This window comes from Polluticoccus soli, assembly GCF_029269745.1.
Lineage (GTDB): Bacteria > Bacteroidota > Bacteroidia > Chitinophagales > Chitinophagaceae > Polluticoccus > Polluticoccus soli.
Genome location: NZ_JARJHT010000003.1, coordinates 193,067 through 213,630, shown reverse-complemented (window position 1 = coordinate 213,630; position 20,564 = coordinate 193,067). Strand labels below are relative to the sequence as shown.

At 48.1% G+C, this 20,564-nt stretch carries 15 protein-coding genes; 4 read left to right on the top strand and 11 right to left on the bottom strand.

Annotated elements, in window-relative coordinates; genetic code table 11:
* Positions 1-22: 22 nt before the first annotated feature.
* The 4 genes from P2W83_RS17145 to P2W83_RS17130 all read right to left on the bottom strand — a co-directional run bounded on the left by P2W83_RS17145 (position 23) and on the right by P2W83_RS17130 (position 8,972).
* The gene (locus P2W83_RS17145; protein ID WP_276134997.1) at positions 23-2,428 is read right to left on the bottom strand and encodes an Ig-like domain-containing protein; all 2,406 of its coding nucleotides are present in this window, start codon (positions 2,426-2,428) and stop codon (positions 23-25) included.
* Positions 2,429-2,568: 140 nt separating this feature from the next.
* The gene (locus P2W83_RS17140) at positions 2,569-2,925 is read right to left on the bottom strand and encodes a hypothetical protein (RefSeq protein ID WP_276134996.1); all 357 of its coding nucleotides are present in this window, start codon (positions 2,923-2,925) and stop codon (positions 2,569-2,571) included.
* 192 nt (positions 2,926-3,117) lie between these two features.
* Positions 3,118-6,153 carry a T9SS type A sorting domain-containing protein gene (locus P2W83_RS17135; RefSeq protein ID WP_276134995.1) on the bottom strand — a complete coding sequence of 1,012 codons (3,036 nt, stop codon included), beginning with the start codon at positions 6,151-6,153 and terminating at the stop codon, positions 3,118-3,120.
* Between the two features lie 59 nt (positions 6,154-6,212).
* Complete coding sequence (locus tag P2W83_RS17130; protein WP_276134994.1) at positions 6,213-8,972, bottom strand: Ig-like domain-containing protein; 2,760 nt, start codon at positions 8,970-8,972, stop codon at positions 6,213-6,215.
* 640 nt (positions 8,973-9,612) lie between these two features.
* Between P2W83_RS17130 and P2W83_RS17125 the strand changes: the two genes are divergently transcribed.
* Both P2W83_RS17125 and P2W83_RS17120 read left to right on the top strand, forming a co-directional pair.
* On the top strand, positions 9,613-10,314 hold the full coding sequence (locus P2W83_RS17125) for a ComEA family DNA-binding protein (RefSeq protein WP_276134993.1): 702 nt from the start codon (positions 9,613-9,615) through the stop codon (positions 10,312-10,314).
* A 370-nt stretch (positions 10,315-10,684) separates the two neighbouring features.
* Complete coding sequence (locus tag P2W83_RS17120; RefSeq protein ID WP_276134992.1) at positions 10,685-11,824, top strand: acyl-CoA dehydrogenase family protein; 1,140 nt, start codon at positions 10,685-10,687, stop codon at positions 11,822-11,824.
* A 34-nt stretch (positions 11,825-11,858) separates the two neighbouring features.
* On the opposite strand, the gene P2W83_RS17115 is transcribed toward P2W83_RS17120, so the two are convergent.
* The 7 genes from P2W83_RS17115 to P2W83_RS17085 form a co-directional block, all read right to left on the bottom strand.
* On the bottom strand, positions 11,859-12,278 hold the full coding sequence (locus P2W83_RS17115; protein WP_276134991.1) for a hypothetical protein: 420 nt from the start codon (positions 12,276-12,278) through the stop codon (positions 11,859-11,861).
* A gap of 144 nt (positions 12,279-12,422) precedes the next feature.
* Positions 12,423-12,827 carry a lipocalin family protein gene (locus tag P2W83_RS17110; protein ID WP_276134990.1) on the bottom strand — a complete coding sequence of 135 codons (405 nt, stop codon included), beginning with the start codon at positions 12,825-12,827 and terminating at the stop codon, positions 12,423-12,425.
* Positions 12,828-12,873: 46 nt separating this feature from the next.
* Positions 12,874-13,299, bottom strand: coding sequence for a lipocalin-like domain-containing protein (locus P2W83_RS17105; RefSeq protein ID WP_276134989.1), 426 nt, complete (start codon positions 13,297-13,299; stop codon positions 12,874-12,876).
* A 385-nt stretch (positions 13,300-13,684) separates the two neighbouring features.
* Positions 13,685-14,065 (bottom strand): lipocalin-like domain-containing protein, encoded by a 381-nt coding sequence (locus P2W83_RS17100; protein WP_276134988.1) that lies wholly within the window; start codon positions 14,063-14,065, stop codon positions 13,685-13,687.
* Positions 14,066-14,161: 96 nt separating this feature from the next.
* A complete protein-coding gene (locus tag P2W83_RS17095; RefSeq protein WP_276134987.1) occupies positions 14,162-15,004 on the bottom strand; it encodes a transketolase in 843 nt (280 codons plus the stop codon).
* 94 nt (positions 15,005-15,098) lie between these two features.
* Positions 15,099-15,806, bottom strand: coding sequence for an FkbM family methyltransferase (locus P2W83_RS17090; RefSeq protein ID WP_276134986.1), 708 nt, complete (start codon positions 15,804-15,806; stop codon positions 15,099-15,101).
* Between the two features lie 202 nt (positions 15,807-16,008).
* Positions 16,009-17,175, bottom strand: coding sequence for an acyltransferase family protein (locus tag P2W83_RS17085; RefSeq protein WP_276134985.1), 1,167 nt, complete (start codon positions 17,173-17,175; stop codon positions 16,009-16,011).
* Positions 17,176-17,379: 204 nt separating this feature from the next.
* Between P2W83_RS17085 and P2W83_RS17080 the strand changes: the two genes are divergently transcribed.
* Positions 17,380-19,161 carry a DUF1420 family protein gene (locus P2W83_RS17080; RefSeq protein ID WP_276134984.1) on the top strand — a complete coding sequence of 594 codons (1,782 nt, stop codon included), beginning with the start codon at positions 17,380-17,382 and terminating at the stop codon, positions 19,159-19,161.
* Positions 19,162-19,267: 106 nt separating this feature from the next.
* Positions 19,268-20,563, top strand: a complete 1,296-nt coding sequence (locus P2W83_RS17075; RefSeq protein ID WP_276134983.1) for a TolC family protein — start codon at positions 19,268-19,270, stop codon at positions 20,561-20,563.
* Position 20,564: the final 1 nt, after the last annotated feature.

The window sequence follows — 20,564 nt, the reverse complement described above, 5'->3', positions numbered from 1 at the left end:
TGTATGGGCAAATTAAATGGACTTACCTGTTAACTGTAAAACGTATGGTATGTGTTTCCTCATCCGCTCGCAACTTCAGCATATACACACCGTTGGCTACAGAAGCGGGCAAAGCAATTTCAATTGTTGGGGTATTGGCTTGATAAATTGATTGGTACACCTTACGTCCCACAGCGTCGACAACGTCGACACGTAAATTCCCCCCTTTGAAGGGGGCAAGGGGGATGTTCACAATAAACTCACCATTATTCGGATTCGGGTACAAGCTCAGTTCGCCTTTGTTCACTTCGTTGATGCCAGTAGGGAAGTTCACCACCATCGTATCACTGAAAGCATTCTTTGGCGTAGCGCAAGGGTCGCTGCTTTGTACGATGCAGTTGATCTTATCGTTAGGGTGCAGGCCAGATGTGCTCCAGTTGGCATGTATCGCACCAACAACGTTCTGTCCGTTACGCTGCCACTGGAAAGTTGGTTGGTAACCGCCATTGCTGACAGTCGCCATGAACAGGATGTTCTGTCCCGGCAGTGGTGTAGCTGGGTTAGAGTTGATGTCTATTGATGGTGTTGTAGTAATAGGCAACACATGCATTTTGATGCCGTTGCTATATAAGTTCAATGTATTCGCGCAAACATTAGGCGCTATCATCTGGCAATAGAAAGAATCGCCATCGCTTACCGCACTGGTAGCATACAGCGTACTATTAGCTCCGCTTATTTGTGCGCCATTCTTATACCATTGGTACGTCGGTGTAGGGCCGGGGTTATTAGGCACTACCACAAAGGTCACGGTAGAACCTGCGCACACCGTATCGCTCGGGCTGGCCCAGCCGCCTATAGAAGAAACGATATTGATAACCGGTGTAGTTGATGCCGCACCTGAAGTACATCCGTTAAGTGTAGCCTTTACCGTGTAAGTGCCTGCGTCGTTGGGTCCTGCTGCAGGTATGGTTGGATTTTGTATGCTCGATGTAAAACCATTAGGCCCCGTCCATGTATAAGTTACACCCGCTGTGCTGGTGTTGGCCGTGAGGTTCAGATCAGCACCTGCGCAGATGGGTGTGTTGTTGCCCGCTGTCGGTACTGTGGGGTATGGCTTGATGGTTACACTTGTAGTACCCGCCGCCGAAGTGCAACCATTGAGCGTAGCGGTTACACTAAATACACCTGTATGTGCCAATACAGTAGTAGTGATGGTTGGATTTTGCTGACCAGCTGTAAAGCTGTTAGGGCCTGTCCAATTATACAATGCTCCCGGGGTTGTGCTGTTGGACGTCAGGTTGATGCTGGCCCCTTCGCATACAGGACCATTGTTGTTAGCTGTAGGCACTGCAGGTTTTGGCTTTACTAATACAGTCACGGTATCCTTCACGCTGCAACCATTCAGCGAGGCAGTTACTATATAGTCGCCAGAGTGTGTGGGCTGCGCGCCGGTTATGCTTGGATTTTGGGTAGCAGATGTATATGAGTTCGGCCCTGTCCAGTCGTATGTGGCATTGGGCAAGCCGCCGCTGGCCGATAGGTTGAGCGTGGCATCCTGGCATATCGGGCTGTTGCTTGTGGCCAGTACGCTGCCCATGCCGCCCACCACTTTTATGTTCACCCCATTGTCGGCCGATGTGCGCACCGGGTTGGTGCTTACTATGCGCACCCTGTAACCAGTGCCGGGTAGTGAGTTTGGCAGTTTGCCATGAATAGTGCCTGCGGTGGTAGCTGCGAGCGTACCGATGTTGGTCGGTGCTGCAAAGCTGCCAGAAGCATTTGACAGTTGCAAAGTGAATACATTACCTGCTTGGAAGTTGGAGATCGTGGTAAACGCCACATGCACACTATCGCTGGGGCATTTTACAGTGTCGATATAGGGTTGCGTGATCACAGCCATGGTATCGAAACTGAACTGAAAATCGTGTATGCACGCGCCACCATTTGTCGATAGCAAGCGCCATACGCGTACTGAATCCATCGGTGTTGAAAACAGTATATCCACCTGGTGTATGTTATCTACCAACGGTATGGTACTCGGGTTAGCATTAAGCACCACGCCTGTGCTGGTAACTGTAGGCAGTATCGAAGTAGCGGGACACCCTATTGTTGTCAGCGATACATCGGGCGTAGTAATGAGGTGTTGCACGCCATTGCCAAACACCACGTACGACTCCGTATTATGGAACGCATAGAACCTGCATCGTATGCGGTTGATGGGTGTAGAGAACTGGAACATGAAACCACCCGGCAGGTTGCTCAGTCCGATACCGTAAGGGCCAACACCGCAGGATATGCCCGGTACATATACAGACCCCAGGCCTGTTACGGTTACGTTGTTGGTACCGATGGTTTGCGTACCAGAGGTATGCGTTACCGGGTAATAAGTTTGCGCACCTGCTACTATTGATAATAAAGTAAAGAGCAGGAAAAGGGTATAGTGCTTCACTTCTGCTAAGTTTTAAAACCTACAAGTTAATGAAACTTTATATCTTTTCGTAACGTGTTGCCTTTTTGTGTTATCCTGTGCACAACAAAAAAGCCCCATGATAGACATCATGAGGCTGGTTTTGGTTGACCATACAGAAATTAAATATTGTCACTGACCTCCGGAGATTCCAGTTGGTCGGCTCTGTTAAGATTTTGCTCTTGCAGGTATGTTCTTAGTTCTTTGTAAAATACCTGTGTCCGGTCGCTTTTCATTACCGATATCAATACTACATCGAACAGCGGACCCACGTAAAAGCCCAATGCTTCTATCACATCGCGGCACTCCCTGTAATCTATCAGGTATATGTATCGGTTTATATCATCATACGGCACCACGGCAACGCAGTCTATAACAAGACTGTCGTCTACTCCCGTGTTTAGCGGCTGTCCTACCAGGTGACTGAATTGCTCCCGCAGATCTTCCGCTTGTTGGCGTGTCAGGGGTTGTTTCTCCATCTCTCTCTCCTCTCCGTTTTAAGCCGTAGTTCACATCCCGTCGTCTTCAAACAGTGATAATTTGTGGAGTAGCTACACGAGGATTCTGCCCCGTTTTGGGTAGTGTGAATGAATAACATGGCCGTTTTTCAACTAATTTCCTCTATAACAATAAAAATCATGCCGTTACGAAAATTTTTCATTCGCGCAGGCCTACCTCCCCACCGTAAACCTCGCATGATACACCGCACCATCGGCAGCCAGCTTCAGCATATAAACGCCATTGGCTACAGAAGCAGGCAGGGTGACCTCTAATTGATGATTAGCAGTTTGCAATTGATCTCTGTAAACAGTTCTTCCCAGCGCGTCGACAACGTCGACACGTAGACTACCCCCTTTGAAGGTGGGGATGTTCACAACAAACGACCCGTTATTAGGATTCGGGTACAACTCCAGTTTTCTGTCCGCATCAATATCAGAGATACCCGTCTTGATATTCACCACCATCCTGTTGCTGCTCGCGTTCGATGGTGAAGCGCACCACACGTCGCTTGTTACGATACAGCTGATAGTATCTAAGTTCGAAAGGTTATTCGCACTCCACACATTGCTGGTAGCACCTATTACATCCTGGCCATTGCGTTTCCATTGGTATTTAGGCAGGGTACCTGCATTGGTAGCAACAGCCGTAAACTTCACCAGCTGCCATGGGCTGAGCAGCGTGCCCGGATCTGCTGTTATTGAAACAGTAGGTCCTGCTGTAAGTGGCAGCACTGTCATGCCAACCTTATTGCTATAAAGAACAAGTGGGTCAGCACACAAGCCTGTTACCGTCATGCGGCAATAGAAGCTATCGCCATTGGCGATGCCGGTTGCGGGGTAAGAGAGATTCGTTGCGCCGCCCATCAGCGTATTGTTCTTGAACCACTGGTATTGCGGCGCAGTTCCCGCATTAAAAGGCGCTGCTACAAATGTTGCGTTTGCATTATTGATGCAGAGTGTATCGTTAGGACTAGGATAAATGGCGAGAGAGGAAATAGTTGTGACAGTTACATTAGTAGTTACTGCAGGATATTGACAACCATTTAGTGTAGCATATACGGAATAAATGCCACCATCATTTACAGACACAGGGTTTATTGCGGGGTTTTGCGCAGTTGCTGCAAACCCATTTGGTCCGCTCCATGTAAAGCTCGCGCCGGCCATGTTCGTTACATTTAGATTTAAGTTGCCGCCTGCACATACAGGACTGTTACTACCCGCTGTGTACGTTGCAGCAGGAGTAGCGACAATAACTGTAGTGGTGCTTGCAAGTGAGGTGCAACCGTTCACAGTCGCAGTTACCGAATACGTGCCCCCGTGCGAAAATGTTGCATTATTGATAACCGGGTTTTGCTGCGACGAAGCAAACGATAAAGGTCCCGTCCAGTTGTAGGTTGCACCTATGGTATTGTTGGCGGACAGGTTGATCGAAGTGTTTGGACACACAGGTCCATTATTTCCCGCTATCACAGGTGTAGGTAAGGCTTTTACTTGCACATATACGGTGTCTTTATCCAGGCAGCCTCCATTGGAGCAGGTAACAGTATAGTTGCCTGTGTTAAGGCCTGTTGCACTGAATATTTGTGGATTCTGTCCTGCACTGTTAAAGGCCAAAGGTCCGGACCACGAATAGGTGACACCGGTCGTTGTTGCCGTTGCATAGAGCTTTAGGGTGTCATTCTCGCATACTGGCGAAGAGCTGGTTGCGACGAGTCCCACCGGCTTGGAGTTTATTGCGACGGTCACAGTATCTTTCACAGTACATCCGTTTAATGTGCCTGTTATTACGTAGTCACCATTGTGAATGGTTCCAGCCGGGGCAATATCGGTGTTTCGGGTATTGGCCCAAAAACTGTTTGGTCCCGTCCAGCTGTAGGTCGTGCCGGGGCTACTTATGTTGCCGGAGAGCTTCAAGGTGTCGCCAATACATAAGGGGGCGTTGCTGGTAGCCACGATCAATGACGGCTTTTGCACTATAGACACCGTTTCGGTATCGCTCGATACACAACCGTACTTTAGGGCTTTTGCAATGTAGTTGCCAGACATTACGGTTGTCGCGCTATTAATAACAGGATTAGAAAGCGTACTAGTGAAATTGTTAGGCCCTGTCCAAAGCCAACCAGTTATCGTACCAGTTACCGTTGCCGATAGCTTGAGGGTATCGCCGTAACATACCGGTGAATTGCTCGCGGCAATGGGTTTTGCAGGTAGTGTCATTCCAATGGCAATATCCTTTCCGTTGTCGGCAGATACGAAAGGAATATTTGTGGCAACCAAACGGATACGGTAACCGGCGCCTGGTGTAAGCGAGGCTGGGAGACCGACTTTAATTGTGCCAGATGTACTGGATGCTTTAGTACCTATGTTGATAGGCGTGGCAAAACTTCCGCTGGCATTAGATAGTTGTACAGTAAATACATTGCCTGCATTAAAAACGGATGGCAGCACAAAATAGTTTATGGAGAAGCTATCTGTCCCGCAAAGCAATGTTCCGCTAAACCGCGGCTCTAATGTATCAACCTGTTTGATAAATACAGAATCAATAAAATAATAAGAATGAATGCTGTTAGAACCCGTACCACCAAGATATGTGGGATTTAGGGAGCTAAAATGCGTAAAGCCGCCGATTACGAGATTGTCGTAAGCAGAGTCTGCCGTAAATATTGCCGACAGACGTGTCCAGTTGATCTCATCGGTAATATTGCCATAACTGCTAAATGAGACTTGCGGGGTGACGGGGAGCACTACGGTGCCCGAAACGGTATTGGGTCCTGAATCATAAAAAAACATGCCCAGGTCATTAGAAGCCCAGCCTGCTGTATCAGCAAGGCTAACAGACATTGAAGCCTCGTAATGTTTACCAGCCTGTAGGGGCGATATGCTAGTAGCGATATACTCCTTATAGTTAGCAGGACCGGTCAAATTATTATAGGTGTAGGTAATCACGCCCGTATAGGCATTTCCGCTGGCTGCGTATTGGAAACCAAGCAAATTGGCCGGTATTCCGACATATGTAGTTGTAGTCGCGCAGGTATTGTAGTAGTCAGATGTTCCGCCGGTGTATTGTCGCCATCCAGTACAATTGTTTACTTGCCCCAAGGTGTTAGGGCAGGGCGTGTAGTATTCAAAATCGCCATTTGGAACAATATTCTGCGCATTAGACGACAAGCAACAAAATACAAGCAACAAGGGTAATAAGTACTTCATAGATAGTTAGGTTGGGTAATGGTAACTTTAAAGATAATCATTATTGAAAATGCAATCGGCTACCTTCCCACAGTAAACCTTGCATGATACACCGCACCATCCACACCCAGCTTCAGCATATACACGCCATTAGCCACAGAAGCAGGCAAGGCGATCTCCAATTGATGATTAGCAGTCTGTAATTGATCTCTGTAAACAGTTCTTCCCAGCGCGTCGACAACGTCGACACGTAGATTACCCCCTTTGAAGGTGGGGATGTTCACAACAAACGACCCGTTATTAGGATTCGGGAACAACTCCAGTTTCCTGTCAGCGTCAATGTCCGAGATGCCTGTCTTAATATTCACTACCATCCTGTTGCTGAAATTGCTGGCCGGAGAAGCGCACCACACGTCGCTTGTTACGATACAGCTGATAGTATCTAAGTTCGAAAGGTTATTCGCACTCCACACATTGCTGGTAGCGCCTATCACATCCTGGCCGTTACGTTTCCATTGGTATTTAGGCAGGGTACCTGCATTAGTAGCTACAGCCGTAAACTTCACCAGCTGCCATGGGCTGAGCAGCGTGCCCGGATCTGCTGTTATTGAAACAGTAGGTCCTGCTGTAAGAGGTAGCACGGTCATGCCTACTTTGTTGCTATAAAGAATAAGTGGATCAGCACACAAACCGGTCACTGTCATGCGGCAATAAAAACTATCACCATCAGCAATACCCGTTGCAGGGTAGGTAATGCTTGTTGCTCCACCAATAAGCGTATTGTTCTTGAACCACTGGTATTGCGGCGCAGTGCCTGCGTTAAATGGTACAGATACGAAGTTTGCGTTTGCATTGTTGATGCAGAGTGTATCGTTGGGGCTGGGGTACACGCCGAGGGAAGAGACATTGTTAATGGTGACGTTGGTGCTACCTGCTGGCGACACGCAACCATTAGCTTCCGCTGTCACGCTGTAGATGCCACTTCCATTTAATGGTGCCGGACTGATCGATGGATTTTGTGCTGTTGATGTAAACCCGTTTGGTCCTGTCCAGTTGTAGTTCACGCCTGGTGTTATGCTATTTGCCGACAGATTCGACGTTCCACCGGCACAAACTGGCGTGCTGCTGGATGCAGTAGGGGTAGCAGGATACAAGTGTACCGTAGCAACGGTTGCGCCCGCTGCCGAAGTGCAGCCGTTGAGTGTAGCTGTAACACTATAAACACCCGACATGGAAGTTGTAGTATTCGTTATTATTGGATTTTGTGTTGTTGAAGTAAACGAAAGTGGCCCAGTCCAGTTGTAGTTCACGCCACTGGTGCTACTTGCAGCTGTCAGGTTCAGGCTGCCGCCAATGCATGATGGTCCTGACACGCTGACAACAGGAACGGCTGGCATTAGTTTGGTTTGCACGGTAACAGTGTCTCTGGCAGTGCAGCCGCTCAGCGTCGCGGTTACCACATAGTCTCCCGCCTGTGCTGATGTGATATTGGTCAGCGCCGGATTCTGTATGCCGGCAGAAAAGCCGGCAGGACCAGTCCAGGAGTAACCAGCTCCCGCTCCTGCGTTGCTGGCCGAAAGATTAAGCGTTACGCCTTCGCACACCGGGCTGTTGCTAGCTGCTACAACAATCGGGTTTGGTATAATTGTTACCAGTTCGGTATCGCTGGAAATGCAGCCGTAGTTCAAGGCTTTAACTATATATATGCCAGATAGAGGCTGCGTAGCATTATTGATAGAGGGATTGGATACTGTACTTGAAAAATTATTGGGACCTGTCCACGACCAGCCTGTTACGCTGCTGGTTGTGGTTGCCGACAAGGTAATTGTATTGCCTTCGCACACCGGGTTATTACTTGCCGCCACCGGTTTTACCGGAGGGGTCATCGCTATGGCTATATCCGTTCCGTTGTCAGTTGAAGCGAACACAATATTTGAAGCCACAACGCGCATGCGATAGCCCGTTCCCGGTGTGAGCGACGAGGGCAATCCAACTTTTATCGTCCCGCCGGTAGTCGCGGCTTTTGAACCGATGTTAATGGGGGTTGCAAAACTTCCGCTTGCGTTGGACAACTGCACGGTGAACACATTGCCAGAGTTGAACAACCCGGTACTTGCCACGTAGGGCACCATGAAGCTATCGGCGCCGCAAAGCATGTTTCCTGTAAACTGTAGTTTAAGAGAATCGCTGGTTTTGAGTACTACCGAATCGATATAGTAGTACGCGTACCCTGAGCTGCCACCAGGGTTAGTCACAATGGTCGCAGCCGAAGGAGCAAGGAAGCCGCCAATTACCAGGTTGTCGTAGGTTGAGTCTGCCACAAAAGTACCAACCAGGCGATTCCAACCCGTCGTGTTTGTCTGTGGCCCGTAACTTGAAAAAGATACCTGGGGTGTTACGGAAAGGCACACTCCGGGCATGGTAATGGTAGCTGGTCCGCCATCATAGAAATAGACACCAAGTCCATTGACGCCGAAACCGCTAACATCTGCAAGCGATGCCGATATAGATATTTCATAGGTGAATCCTGGTGTTAAAGGTGGAAAGCTTGTGGCGACATACTCGTAAAAGTTGTTGGGCGTGTAGGCTGAAAAACCAGCGTAAGCGTTACCATGAGCAGGTGTTTGTGTTCCTATCCAGTTCGTAGGCACCATCGCGGGACCGCAACTGTTATAGTAGTCGGGGCTTCCTCCGCTTGTATATGGCCTCCAGTTAGTACTGTTTGTAAAGGGCCCCATACTGCAATTAGTGTACTGTTCGAAGCTGCCATTTGTAAGAATATTTTGGGCATTAGACGACAGGCAATAAAATGCCAGCAGCAAGGGCAATAAGTACTTCATAGATAGTAGGTTTTGGGTAATGGTAACGCTAAAGATAATAATTTATCTAATAACAGCCCGGCTCCTGATAAATTAAATTGTCCTTAAAGGAAAATTGTTGTATATTTGTAATAGAAAGCTACCGATATGAGAACCCTAAAACCGTACGCACATCCAATCGCGCCCAGCGCCAAAACTGCAAACAAATTTTTTTCTCCGCGAAAGTTTGATTTTTCTATACAAAACTAAACAAAACCGACAATCGCACCCATGAGAACAAAACAGTATAACCCTTGTTCAAAGCGTGTTTCAGCGATTTTATGTCGCACAAGGAGAGAAGCGGAAATTGTATAAGAATATCAGCAGGTTTCTGCAATAAATGTATCAATTCTATGACAGAATGTTACAGGATCGCGGTCAATATGTAATAGGAAAGACTATTTCTTCTGGAGATACCCTTTAAGAACCAGGTAAAAGAAATACAGGAGGAAGATAGGTAGCAGAGCTAGGCCAAACACCTCATAACCGGGCATAGAAAGCAGATAAAGATGCATGTTGATAACGTTTGTTATTTTAAAGTTATCAAATTGTTACCTGAAATGCAAGCTCTTACGTGACATTTTAACAATTCCCGAAAGCTGTATCTTAACCCGTCAAACCCATGAAGCGCCTCATCAAGTCATACACCAACTTCACCCGCCCCGAGCGAAACGGGCTGATAGGGTTGTGCCTGTTGCTGGCGGTTGTCATTGCAGCAAGAGTGATAACAGCAGAGCCCAACAGCAGGGTAGGAGAGCCGCGAATAGCAGCAGCATACCGGCAACAAAACGATGGCTTTTTAAAAACCACCCCAAAAAGGAAACAACCGGCAACAAATCTGGAGGACGCGGAATCACCAACAACACCATCAGCGCAATCAGAAAAATCATTCAAATCAGCGGTTCAGACATTCGACCCCAACACCGCCGACAGCCTCACCCTCCGCAGTTTCGGACTCAAACCACACACCATCGCCAACCTGCTGAAGTGGCGCGCCAAAGGCAAACGCTTTTACAAGAAGGAAGACCTCAAACCACTCTACACCCTCACCAATGAAGAATACACCATGCTCGCACCCCACATCGCCATCAGGCCACTGCAAATAGACCTCAATACCGCCGACTCCATCACCCTGCTCCAACTCCGTGGCATAGGCCCTAAGCTGGCGCACAAGATCATCGTGCGCCGAAATACCATCGGTGCCTTCACCAACTATGCCCAATTGAAAGAGCTGTATCACTTTCCGGATGGTGTGTTTGAGGGGTTGGTGGAAGAACTGAAGCCATTGTCTGAACCTCAGATTAATCGAGATGGGACTGATTAGGCTGATAGTCTGATTGAAAAGTAAGGACCGGCATGGGCGAATAAGGCGTTAAGAAAATTCATTGAGTGCAGTGGCCGCAGTGAAAGGTTTCACAGAGAACAGGAAGGTGATTTCAACATTGCTAAATAGAAATCGAATGGAACATAGTAAGCTATTTCACTGCAACGGAGCGAAATGAATTTTTAGCCGGTTTCGCTAAGCCTTGAACTTTTCTTTTGCTTCTTTTCTTTTGGTTCAAGCCAAAAGAAAAGAAGGAGGTAACACGGAAGTATGACTAGAGAAATGAAACCTGAGATTACAGCTAAAACCCATATAAACCCACCATAATCCCCAAAAAAATCCGTAAAATTGCACCTCCTTAACAAGACTTATGGACTTTCAATATACTGATACTCAAGTGCAGATCGCTGAAATGATCCGCGATTTCGCCAACAAGAACATCCGTCCCAAAATGATGGAATGGGATGAGGCGCAAAAATTCCCTGTCGACCTGTTCAAGCAAATGGGCCAGCTGGGCCTCATGGGCGTACTGGTACCAACCGAATATGGCGGAAGCGGCCTGGGCTACTTCGAGTACGTGACCGTGGTGAGCGAGATCGCTAAAGTATGTGGTTCTATCGGTCTGTCGGTAGCGGCGCACAACTCACTGTGCACCGGTCACATCCTGTACTTCGGCAACGAAGAGCAAAAGAAGAAATACCTGCCTAAGCTGGCAACAGCTGAATTTATAGGTGCATGGGGCCTGACAGAAGCCAATACCGGCAGCGACGCCGGCAACATGCGCTGCACTGCCGTACGCGATGGCGATGACTGGACACTGAATGGTACCAAGAACTGGATCACCCACGGTATCAGCGGCGATGTAGCAGTAGTACTGGCCCGCACCGGCGAACCACGTGCCAAGAGCAACGTGACAGCCTTCATCGTTGAGCGTGGTACACCGGGCTTTACAGCTGGCAAGAAAGAAAATAAACTGGGTATGCGTGCTTCAGAAACTGCAGAACTGGTGTTTGACAACTGCCGCATCTCTGACGCACAACGTATGGGCGAAGTAGGTGATGGTTTCCGCCAGGCTATGAAAGTGCTGGATGGTGGCCGTATCTCAATCGCTGCACTGTCTCTGGGTATTGCAGAAGGTGCTTACGAAGCTTCTCTGAAATATAGCAAAGAGCGCCAGCAGTTCGATCAGCCTATCTCTAACTTCCAGGCTATCGCCTTCAAGCTGGCAGACATGGCTACCAAGATCGAAGTATCTAAAATGCTGATCTACCAGGCTGCCGATATGAAGAACCGCGGCGTGGCTATGACCAAAGAAAGCGCCATGGCTAAGTACTATGCTTCAGAAGTAGCAGTACAAAACTCGGTTGAAGCAGTACAGATCTTCGGTGGCTACGGCTACACCAAAGACTTCCCTGTAGAGAAATTCTACCGCGACAGCAAGCTGTGTACCATCGGCGAAGGAACATCAGAAATACAAAAACTGGTTATCTCCCGCGAGATATTGAAATAAGTAAAAAGCCCCGCAAGTTGCGGGGCTTTTTATTTTATTGGCTTCTTTCAAAGGTCAGGATGTCATTGTAATTGCCACGTAATACAAATCGCGTAGGGTCGTACGATAACACACGAAAGCTACGCCAGGTAGTGCCTGCAAATTCAGTATGCGTATTAATAGCCATACTGTCCAGGCGCTCATTCACTACCCACTGCCAGCCTGTATCTGTCCTTACAGTTCCTTTGTATCGTTCCAATACATCAAGCCGGGAACTGGCCATGAAGTTGTAAACGCAGTAGTCAGTACTATCAGCCGGGAAGAGTATTTCGTTGCCGTCCAGCATCTGGTTGCCGTCCCTATCGAAGCCGCTTTGTGCCAGTTTCCAGAGTCCAACTACAGGCTCTTGACGGCTGGGGGCTTTCTTGCAGGATGTAATTGTAACTATAGCAAATAGAAGTGCAAAGGATCTCATAGTGGTTATAAAACTAGGTAGATTTTTAGGAGTGCCTACAACCAGCCATATTTTTTGACAGTACTGTGAGTTCACTAGATCTAACTACTGCAGAATTGTGAAAGCCTCGCTGATGCGAGGCTTTCTTATTGATATCATTTCAAGCTATTGCTTGGTGAATGTTTGCCAGTAAAGCATGTTGTTAGCAACCTCCTGTTCGAGGGTCAGCTTCTTATCGTCTAGCACCACTACCTTGTAACTGAGCACACGCGATGAGGGTAGCGTTATCTCCAGTTTCTTGTCATCGTCTTTCAGGTCCCAGGTACCGCTTTCCATTACATCACCCCAAAGGATGTCTATCTTATCTCCGCTTTTAAAAGTGTACACGGTGTTCATCATGGGCGAAGCGGGAACGTTCCGTATTTCAGAGTCGTCCATCACCTTATTGCTGTTGCTGTCTTCGGCATACTGTGTCAGCAGCCAGTTGCCGGTCAGTTTCTTGTTGTCAGACTTTTTGCAGGCGGCCAGCAGGCAGATAGCTAAAGCGGGGTAGATCAGGAACCTGGTCATAAGTAGTTGTTTGGTTTAAGTATCAATAACCAAATACTGTACCAGATTATTGCCTCACATACCCATTCCAAAGTCCGTGCATGTGTTCCATCACAAACTCTTTGTCTGTCAACACTTCGATGCCGGCCTCTATGGCCATACCATCATCAAACACCATATTAAGTTTTTGGGTACTGTTCTTTTGCAGTTCCCATTTGCCCGGGTAGTTTTTAGTAGAGCCCGGCGAGAAGTATTGGTTTACCTGCAGAAATGTTCCGTCGTTCTTAAACGTTAGCGTGACCTTACTTTCGGTGCTATCGTGAGGGGTGCGTTCAATGGCATCATAGGTGCCATTGCCATTCACATCGCTTCCGTTGGTCTTCATCAGCCATGTGCCAACCAGCTTCTCTTCAACTTCTTTTCTATTATTCTTAGTGCACGATGCTGCCAGCAGGCAGATCGCAAGTATCAAAGGCACAAACAATTTGTTCATAGGGCAATTATAGGGGAAAAAGCTAACAAACGCCGGCCTAAAATAAGAAGGCCTCCCGCGAAGGGAGGCACATCATTTTCGACACAAAAGCTGTTAGGAGTAAAGTATTGCTCACCTGGTTTGGTGAGATAGGGTAGGTGTCAATATCATAGTAGTTTAGGTAGGGGCCGGGCCGCCTTTTTGTTATCCGTTATGGTCAGGCTGGTTGATCGGGTTTGGTTCAGCGAATTTCTGAAACCCCTCCTGCTTGATTTGTCACATTTTGTTAAATGCAGTTTTCGTCCTGCGAAACTGCGGTTTGGTACAACGAATGGAAAGAGGCGGTGGAACGTATTAGAAATAAAAAAGCCCCACGGTGTGGGGCTCATGACTATATTGCAAGTGGTTATTGTTTTTTGAGTACTTCCCAGTTCTTTTCGCCGTACTCGTCTGACCATTCCAGTGTCAGGTCTGTGCTGTTGAGTGTTAGCACCTTGAAATCTTTCGATGTTGCAGCTGTGATTGTCAGGATACCATTTTTCAATTGCCATGTGCCAAGGTGGGTTAGTCCCGCATTCACTTCTACATCGCCGCCTTTCTTAAAAGCATAGCCCCAGTTGTTTGCGGATTCGTCCCATTTTTCCTGAGTATCCATTACGCCATTACCATTGGTGTCGATAGCCATCGCCGTTGCTTTCCAGACGCCAACCAGTTTTTTCTCGTCAGACTTTTTGCAAGAGGCCAGCAGGCATATTGCCAGCGCAGGGTATAAGAAGTACTTATTCATAGTTTGGTTTTACAGAGTTAAAATAACCAAACGCCATGCCAAATAAAAAGCCCCCCGCAGTTGCGGGGGGGCTTTCAAATATAATAAAGCGTTCTATTAATAATCTCCCAGGGTAGCAGGCAGCTGCGCTTCTGCCAGTGTCAGCTGTGCGTCGCTCGGTGCGATACCATGCCATTCGTGCGTACCTTCCATGAAGTCAACACCCTTACCCATTACAGTGTGCATCAGTATGCAAACAGGTTTGCCTTTACCCAGGCGGCCTTTGGCTTCTGCCAGCTTGCTTACAACTTCTTCCATGTTGTTGCCGTCCATTTCCATCACATCCCAGCCAAATGCAGTGAACTTATCGCCTATTGAACCCAGGTTCATTACCAGTTTGGTAGGACCGTCGATCTGCTGACCGTTCACGTCAATAGCTGCGATCATGTTGTCCAGCTTATGGTGAGCAGCAAACATGATTGCTTCCCAGTTCTGGCCTTCCTGCAGTTCGCCATCGCCGTGCAGCGAGTAAACCACGGTGTTGTCGTTGTTCATTTTCTTGGCTTGTGCCGCACCTGATGCTACGCTCAGGCCCTGGCCCAGTGAGCCGCTGGCGATACGTACGCCAGGCAGACCTTCGTGCGTGGTAGGGTGACCCTGCAGCCTGCTATCCAGCTTGCGGAAGGTAGCCAGCTCCTGCACAGGGAAATATCCTGAACGAGCCAACACGCTGTAAAACACCGGAGAGATGTGTCCGTTAGACAGGAAGAACAGGTCTTCACCTATGCCGTCCATGCTAAACTCTTTCGGGTTGTGCTTCATTGCGTGGAAGTACAGCGCTACGAGGTAGTCAGTACAACCGAGAGAACCACCGGGGTGGCCGCTCTGGCAGGCGTGTACCATTCTTACTATATCCCTGCGTACTTGCGCCGCTACTTGTTTCAGATCATTAATTTCCATCTGTGAGTTGAAATTGTGCCGCAAAACTACGGTTTTAGCTGCGATATTTTGGAGAAAAGTTCAGCGCTCCACGGTGTAGTGGCCCGTATATACTCTAGCTTCTGGGATCCTGCCTATAATACACATTCTCACTGTCGATAGCTATTACTTCATAATTGTACTTAGACAGGTAGGTTGTTATTTCAGATTCCCTTACGTGCATTATGTTGCCGGGGTACTCAACACAAATGACCGTTGGACGGTAGCGGCTGAGATCGAGCCCCTGCAATACCTTCAGATCGTGTCCTTCAACATCAGTGGTCAGCAAGTCTATATTCCTACCGCCGAGGTGCTTGTCAAGTATCTGGTTCAATGTCTCTGCCTGCATCTCAACTATCTTTTGGTCGGGCTGCGCCTGATACCGGGAATGGGCTTCATGCTCTTCAATAGATGACATGCCCGGATTTTTATGGTTGATATAAAAACTAACCGCCCGTGGTTCGTCAGAGACTATGGCATGCAGGCAGATATCTCGTTTACGGATTTTTGAGAACCTTTTAATAAAGTCGGCATTACCGTCGATACAAATTCCCCTCCACCCTTTCAGGTATAACCGAAAGGTGTTGCTGTTTTGAATAGGGTTATTACACCCGATGTCGAGGTAAAAGCCATTCTTTTTATTGCTAAGCAATTTCTTAATAATTAAATCCTCTGCACCTTGCGCATACGACACAACAAATCCTTCCATTTCCAAAATGGATAACATCTTGGATATCATATAGTATACGTATGAATTTCGAAATGAATTGAGAAGTTTCTGCATGCGCCTAAGATAGAGATTTTTTGCCCGGTTGCCATGATATTTCAAGCTTTTTATGGCAATAACAAATAAATTATAATTAACTGTAAAGATATATCTCGATGCAACGACATTCTTTGTACCAAACTGTAGTACAGCTACCTCTTCTTGAGTTGCCCCGTTGGATATTTTGAAGTGATAAGGTATCACCCCATTTGACGGCCTGCTAAACGATCGATGTCCCTGCGGTTTCGGGAAGTGCCTGTTCGCCTTTCTGTTCCTTAGGTCGTAGCGCATTCCATGGCCAGAAGGCATTAGCCGTATGCAAGCCTTTAGCGTAGCGCCGCTCTACAAAATGAAACAGCAGCATGGCTACAAAAAGACTGAGCGGCAAGGCCAGCGCCCGGGTAAAAAATCCATATACCAGGTTGCGGCCGGGTGTAAAGTGCGATACGGTAAAGTTGATCAGGTACAGCACCGAGAAATGTGTGAGAAATAGTGAATAGGAACGCTCACCCAGCCAGATCAGCAAGGGCTTTTCAAGGTATTGCCTGAGCCGTGCCCTGTAAAAAGCAAAAATGATAAGTCCTGCATATATGAAGCCGTAGCCGGTATATAGAACTGGCAGGTAGGCATACGATAATAAGACCAGCAACACGCCTGCAACAATAAAGTGAACAGCTTCTTTCAGGCTGCTATCGGTAGCGGCCAGGTACACACCCAGTATGAAACACACCGGATAGTCGATGAATTTGTACAGCACCAGTGCGACACGATTGTATGAGTATATAGAAGGGTAATAAGCTGTAAGGTATACCTGCAGCACTGTTGTACACAGCAGGGTGATCATTACAACTGTCCATAGTGAGCGACTGGTGAACCGCACATTGCGGGAGAACAGATAGAGTATCGGCGGCACGCAGAGGTAAAACAGTACTTCGATCTGCAGGCTCCACCAGGCAAGGTTGTAGTATTGCGAATCGAAATTGAAAATAGCCGCCTGCGAGATCGCCTCCTGTAAAGTGAAGGGGATGATGATCTTAGAATACCATGTTGGCTGCTCATGGATGACCCAGATAACAGAAGCACTAAAGACCAAAGCCCCAAGGTAGGGCGGATATATCCTGCGAAACCTGCGGTAGTAAAACTGGCGTAAGTTGACGGCTCTTTGCGTGCGTATATAGGGCCGCAGCAATACCACCCCACTCAGCACAAAAAACAGCTCGACACCCGAATGCGTGAAGTTGTATAGAAAGAATGCAGGAACGTTCAAATGGTACTGCTCCATCAGGCTTACGATGTTGCCCGTAAAGATGTGGTGGAACACTACCAACAGCGCGGCCAGCCCCCTTAGGCTGTCTAAGAACTGGTAGCGTTTTTTTTCAGGGTCCATACAGCAAAATTATGTTGGTGTGTGCGACACTCCGGGGGCGTCTTTGCCCTTTATTCGGACCTCTGCCGGCCGTTTTCTTCACCAGGTCGATTCCAGCGAGATAAAAAAGATGATGATTCCCAATAAATTACAAACTGGTTGTTAAGGATGCATAAAGACATTACCTACCTATTGCAGCCGGCGTATATATTTGTCTAAATCCTTATGGATATAACAGCATTCTTTTTACCGGCTTTTCTCTCTACTGTCATGACCGTGGCGGCAGGTTGTAGCATGGCCATCGTGTTCGACTGGTTGGGCCGCCGGATATTTAAGACCGATGAGGTACTGGCCCGTGCTATGTACTTTCTCACCGGCCTGCTGATGCTGTCGTGGCTGCTGTTATTGGCAGGCATGGCTGGAGTGGTACAAGTAGAATGGGTGCGCAGGGTCCCTTGCGTGTTTATCGTGTTTGCGGTACTCATCGTTATAGGCACGCGGAGCTTCCAGCCTATTCATTTATTCATGCAGCCGTTCAGGATGCCTGTCAGCAGCAGGTGGGACAAGATCACCCGCACAGCTATATACATCACAACAGGTGCGCTCTTCCTGGTATGTCTCGCGCCCCCCACTGATGCCGACTCGCTGGATTATCACCTGGGTGTTCCTGTTGACATGTTGAGCAGCGGTGGATTGTTCTTCGATGCACGCAACCTGCACTTTCGCATGTTTGGTTTCGGCGAAATGCTGAACCTTCCGGGCGTTGCCGCGGGCTACCCGCAACTGGGTGCGTTTATCCAGTTCCTTGCATTTCGATACCTGTTGCGTGTTTATTCCGATCCTGTCAATGGCAAAACACGCCTCGACCTGCTGGCCGTGTTCATGGGCATACCCTTGCTGTTGTTTTTTGTATCGGGCGAGAAACACCAACTTACGGGAATGGTGGCCACTTCGCTCGCATTTTATGCATTGCTGCAGCGCGATGGTCATCTGCGCAAGCCGTATACCTTCCTGTTTTGGGCCGTGCTGGTGTTTGCCGTTGGCATCAAATACTCGTTTATTATCAGCGCCGCAGTCATTGCGGTGATGCTGATAGTAAAGGACAGAAGCTGGCCGCACGTTTCGCAAAATATGTTTGCGGGCATCCTTGTATCGATCGTCTTCCTTGCTCCGCTATACGTATTTAAAGTTATCCGGTTTGGTGATCCGTTATCACCACTGCTGGAGCGCTTTAGAGCTCACCCGGACCCGGTTGCCGTACACCTACAGCTGTTTTTGCGAGAGTTTACAGACTCTGCATTCCCCTTGCCGCTCAACCTGTTCATTCCTTCGTCACTAGGATTGCTTACTACTGTTATCGGGCTGGCCGCTGCTATTATTTTCATATTCCTGTTCTCGCGGGGTTTCTGGGCAGAGAAGCTTACCGTGTTGCTCTTCGTTGTGTTTACCATTTTGCTGGGACAACCTACCGCACGGTTTTTCATGGAGCCTTTACTTTGGGTAACCCCGCTGTTTTTTGCCAGCCTGTCTGCATCCAAATGGCAAAAGCTTTTGTTTGGAGGGCTGCGGGTGCAACTGCTGGCTATGTTGCCGATAATATTGTTCACTGTGTATTCGTTTGCTCCGGGACTGTTTACCAACAAAGGGCGCGACGAGGTTATGCGCTCTTATGCGGTTGGCTATGCCGAGAGCCGCTGGATAGACTCAACACTGCCACCGGGGGTGAAGATATCTACGGCACTGCGTTCACGCGCGTTAGTACCGAGAGACAACTTCGCGGTAGAATACCTTGCCTATTCTGCAAAAGACCAAAGCCAGGTGGATTCGCTTATTGCGGGCATGCGGAGCTTTGGCGTAGAGTATTTCGTAGTGCCGGGATATTATTTGGATGCGCTGGATACCAGCTATGTATTCCCTCCCATAGCACATCATGAGTTTAGCGTGGCTACCCGAAATCCAATGAATGCGTCTATGTATACGCTCAATATCTGTAAGGCAAAGCCCTGATGCTTCGTTTCCGTTGCTTCCGTTTCGGTGTAGATTTTCTCCATCCGGACAACAATCATTTGTCATATATCGCTACATGTATTCTCTTTGTATAAAATCTAATGCAATGCGGTTTTTGAATGCATTATTTAGTTTCCTGCTGATACCGGTGTTTAGCACCGCACAGTTGCAGGTCAACAGTATCGACGAACTGATACGTTATGCTGATAGAAATGGCCCCGCAGCAAAGCAGGCCAGGCTGATGCCTGAGATAGCCCAACAGGATGTAAGGATCACACGAAGTGGTCTGTACCCGCGCGTTAATGCTTTTGCACAGGGCGATTACTACCCCATCCTCATTACACAGATCATACCCGGTGCAGCGTTTGGCCGACCTGAGGGCGAGGTGGTAAAAGTAGAATTTGGTTTGCCCTATACGCTGCAGACAGGTGCCGAATTCAGTATGCCGGTAGTGAACCTTGAAAAATGGGCGGCGCTGAAACGTAGCAAGGCAGAATATGCAGAAGCACAATGGGGCAGCAAGGCAGCACTCGAAGATTATCATATACAACTGACACAAGCCTACTACCAGGTGCTGGCCAACCGCGAAGTGCTGCGCCTGAACCAGGAGAACGTGACCACTACCAATGAGCTGATACGCATTATGCAAGACAAGCTGGATGCTGGTGTTATCAACCCTGCGGATTTCAACCGCTCGAAGAACCTGCAGCTGGATGTGCGCACACTCGATGCCACTTACAAACGGATGCTGGAGTTGAGCCTCAATGCACTCAAAAGATTGATAGCTGCCGATGATGGAATCGCAGTTAATGAAAGCATTGGCGATTATGAATGGCCCGTGATCTCCTCGCCGGCCGCCATATCAAACCGTGCAGCATGGCACGAAGCCGAGTTTAAAATTCGTGCTGCAGAACTGGCTGTTGCAGAGGCCAGTCGTGGTGGCTTGCCGAAGCTAGGACTTGCAGGCAGGTATACGTACAACTACCAGACAAAACTTCAAGAAGACTTCGAAGGCGTCCAGTTCAACATGGCGAATGTGAACATGAGACTGGATGTGCCTTTGTTCCAGGGCAACTACTACCGGGCGCTGAAAAAGAAAAGCAAGCTGTTACTGGAATCAGCACACTATGAACAGGAAGCCACTACTGCGGAGCTCACCCAGCAACAATCTGACTGGTTTGTGCAGTACACTACTGCCTTTAATAAGAATGCAGAACTGAAGCAGAAAGTGGAGACCACCCGCGAGAACCTGAAGATTGCTAACCTGAGCCTGAAAGAAGGCGTAATGGAGTTTGACCAGTACAACGAGATATTCAGAGAGTATAACCGCGCCAAGATAGAGTACCTGCAAAACCTGTCCGACGGAATATTATATCACTTACTAAGCACACAAACATTTTAAG

Excerpts from the sequence above, each read along its gene's own strand:
- P2W83_RS17140 (WP_276134996.1), bottom strand. The coding sequence starts at position 2,925 with ATGGAGAAACAACCCCTGACACGCCAACAAGCGGAAGATCTGCGGGAG.
- P2W83_RS17135 (WP_276134995.1), bottom strand. The coding sequence starts at position 6,153 with ATGAAGTACTTATTACCCTTGTTGCTTGTATTTTGTTGCTTGTCGTCT.
- P2W83_RS17130 (WP_276134994.1), bottom strand. The coding sequence starts at position 8,972 with ATGAAGTACTTATTGCCCTTGCTGCTGGCATTTTATTGCCTGTCGTCT.
- P2W83_RS17125 (WP_276134993.1), top strand. The coding sequence starts at position 9,613 with ATGAAGCGCCTCATCAAGTCATACACCAACTTCACCCGCCCCGAGCGA.
- P2W83_RS17120 (WP_276134992.1), top strand. The coding sequence starts at position 10,685 with ATGGACTTTCAATATACTGATACTCAAGTGCAGATCGCTGAAATGATC.
- P2W83_RS17115 (WP_276134991.1), bottom strand. The coding sequence starts at position 12,278 with ATGAGATCCTTTGCACTTCTATTTGCTATAGTTACAATTACATCCTGC.
- P2W83_RS17110 (WP_276134990.1), bottom strand. The coding sequence starts at position 12,827 with ATGACCAGGTTCCTGATCTACCCCGCTTTAGCTATCTGCCTGCTGGCC.
- P2W83_RS17105 (WP_276134989.1), bottom strand. The coding sequence starts at position 13,299 with ATGAACAAATTGTTTGTGCCTTTGATACTTGCGATCTGCCTGCTGGCA.
- P2W83_RS17100 (WP_276134988.1), bottom strand. The coding sequence starts at position 14,065 with ATGAATAAGTACTTCTTATACCCTGCGCTGGCAATATGCCTGCTGGCC.
- P2W83_RS17095 (WP_276134987.1), bottom strand. The coding sequence starts at position 15,004 with ATGGAAATTAATGATCTGAAACAAGTAGCGGCGCAAGTACGCAGGGAT.
- P2W83_RS17090 (WP_276134986.1), bottom strand. The coding sequence starts at position 15,806 with ATGCAGAAACTTCTCAATTCATTTCGAAATTCATACGTATACTATATG.
- P2W83_RS17085 (WP_276134985.1), bottom strand. The coding sequence starts at position 17,175 with ATGGACCCTGAAAAAAAACGCTACCAGTTCTTAGACAGCCTAAGGGGG.
- P2W83_RS17080 (WP_276134984.1), top strand. The coding sequence starts at position 17,380 with ATGGATATAACAGCATTCTTTTTACCGGCTTTTCTCTCTACTGTCATG.
- P2W83_RS17075 (WP_276134983.1), top strand. The coding sequence starts at position 19,268 with ATGCGGTTTTTGAATGCATTATTTAGTTTCCTGCTGATACCGGTGTTT.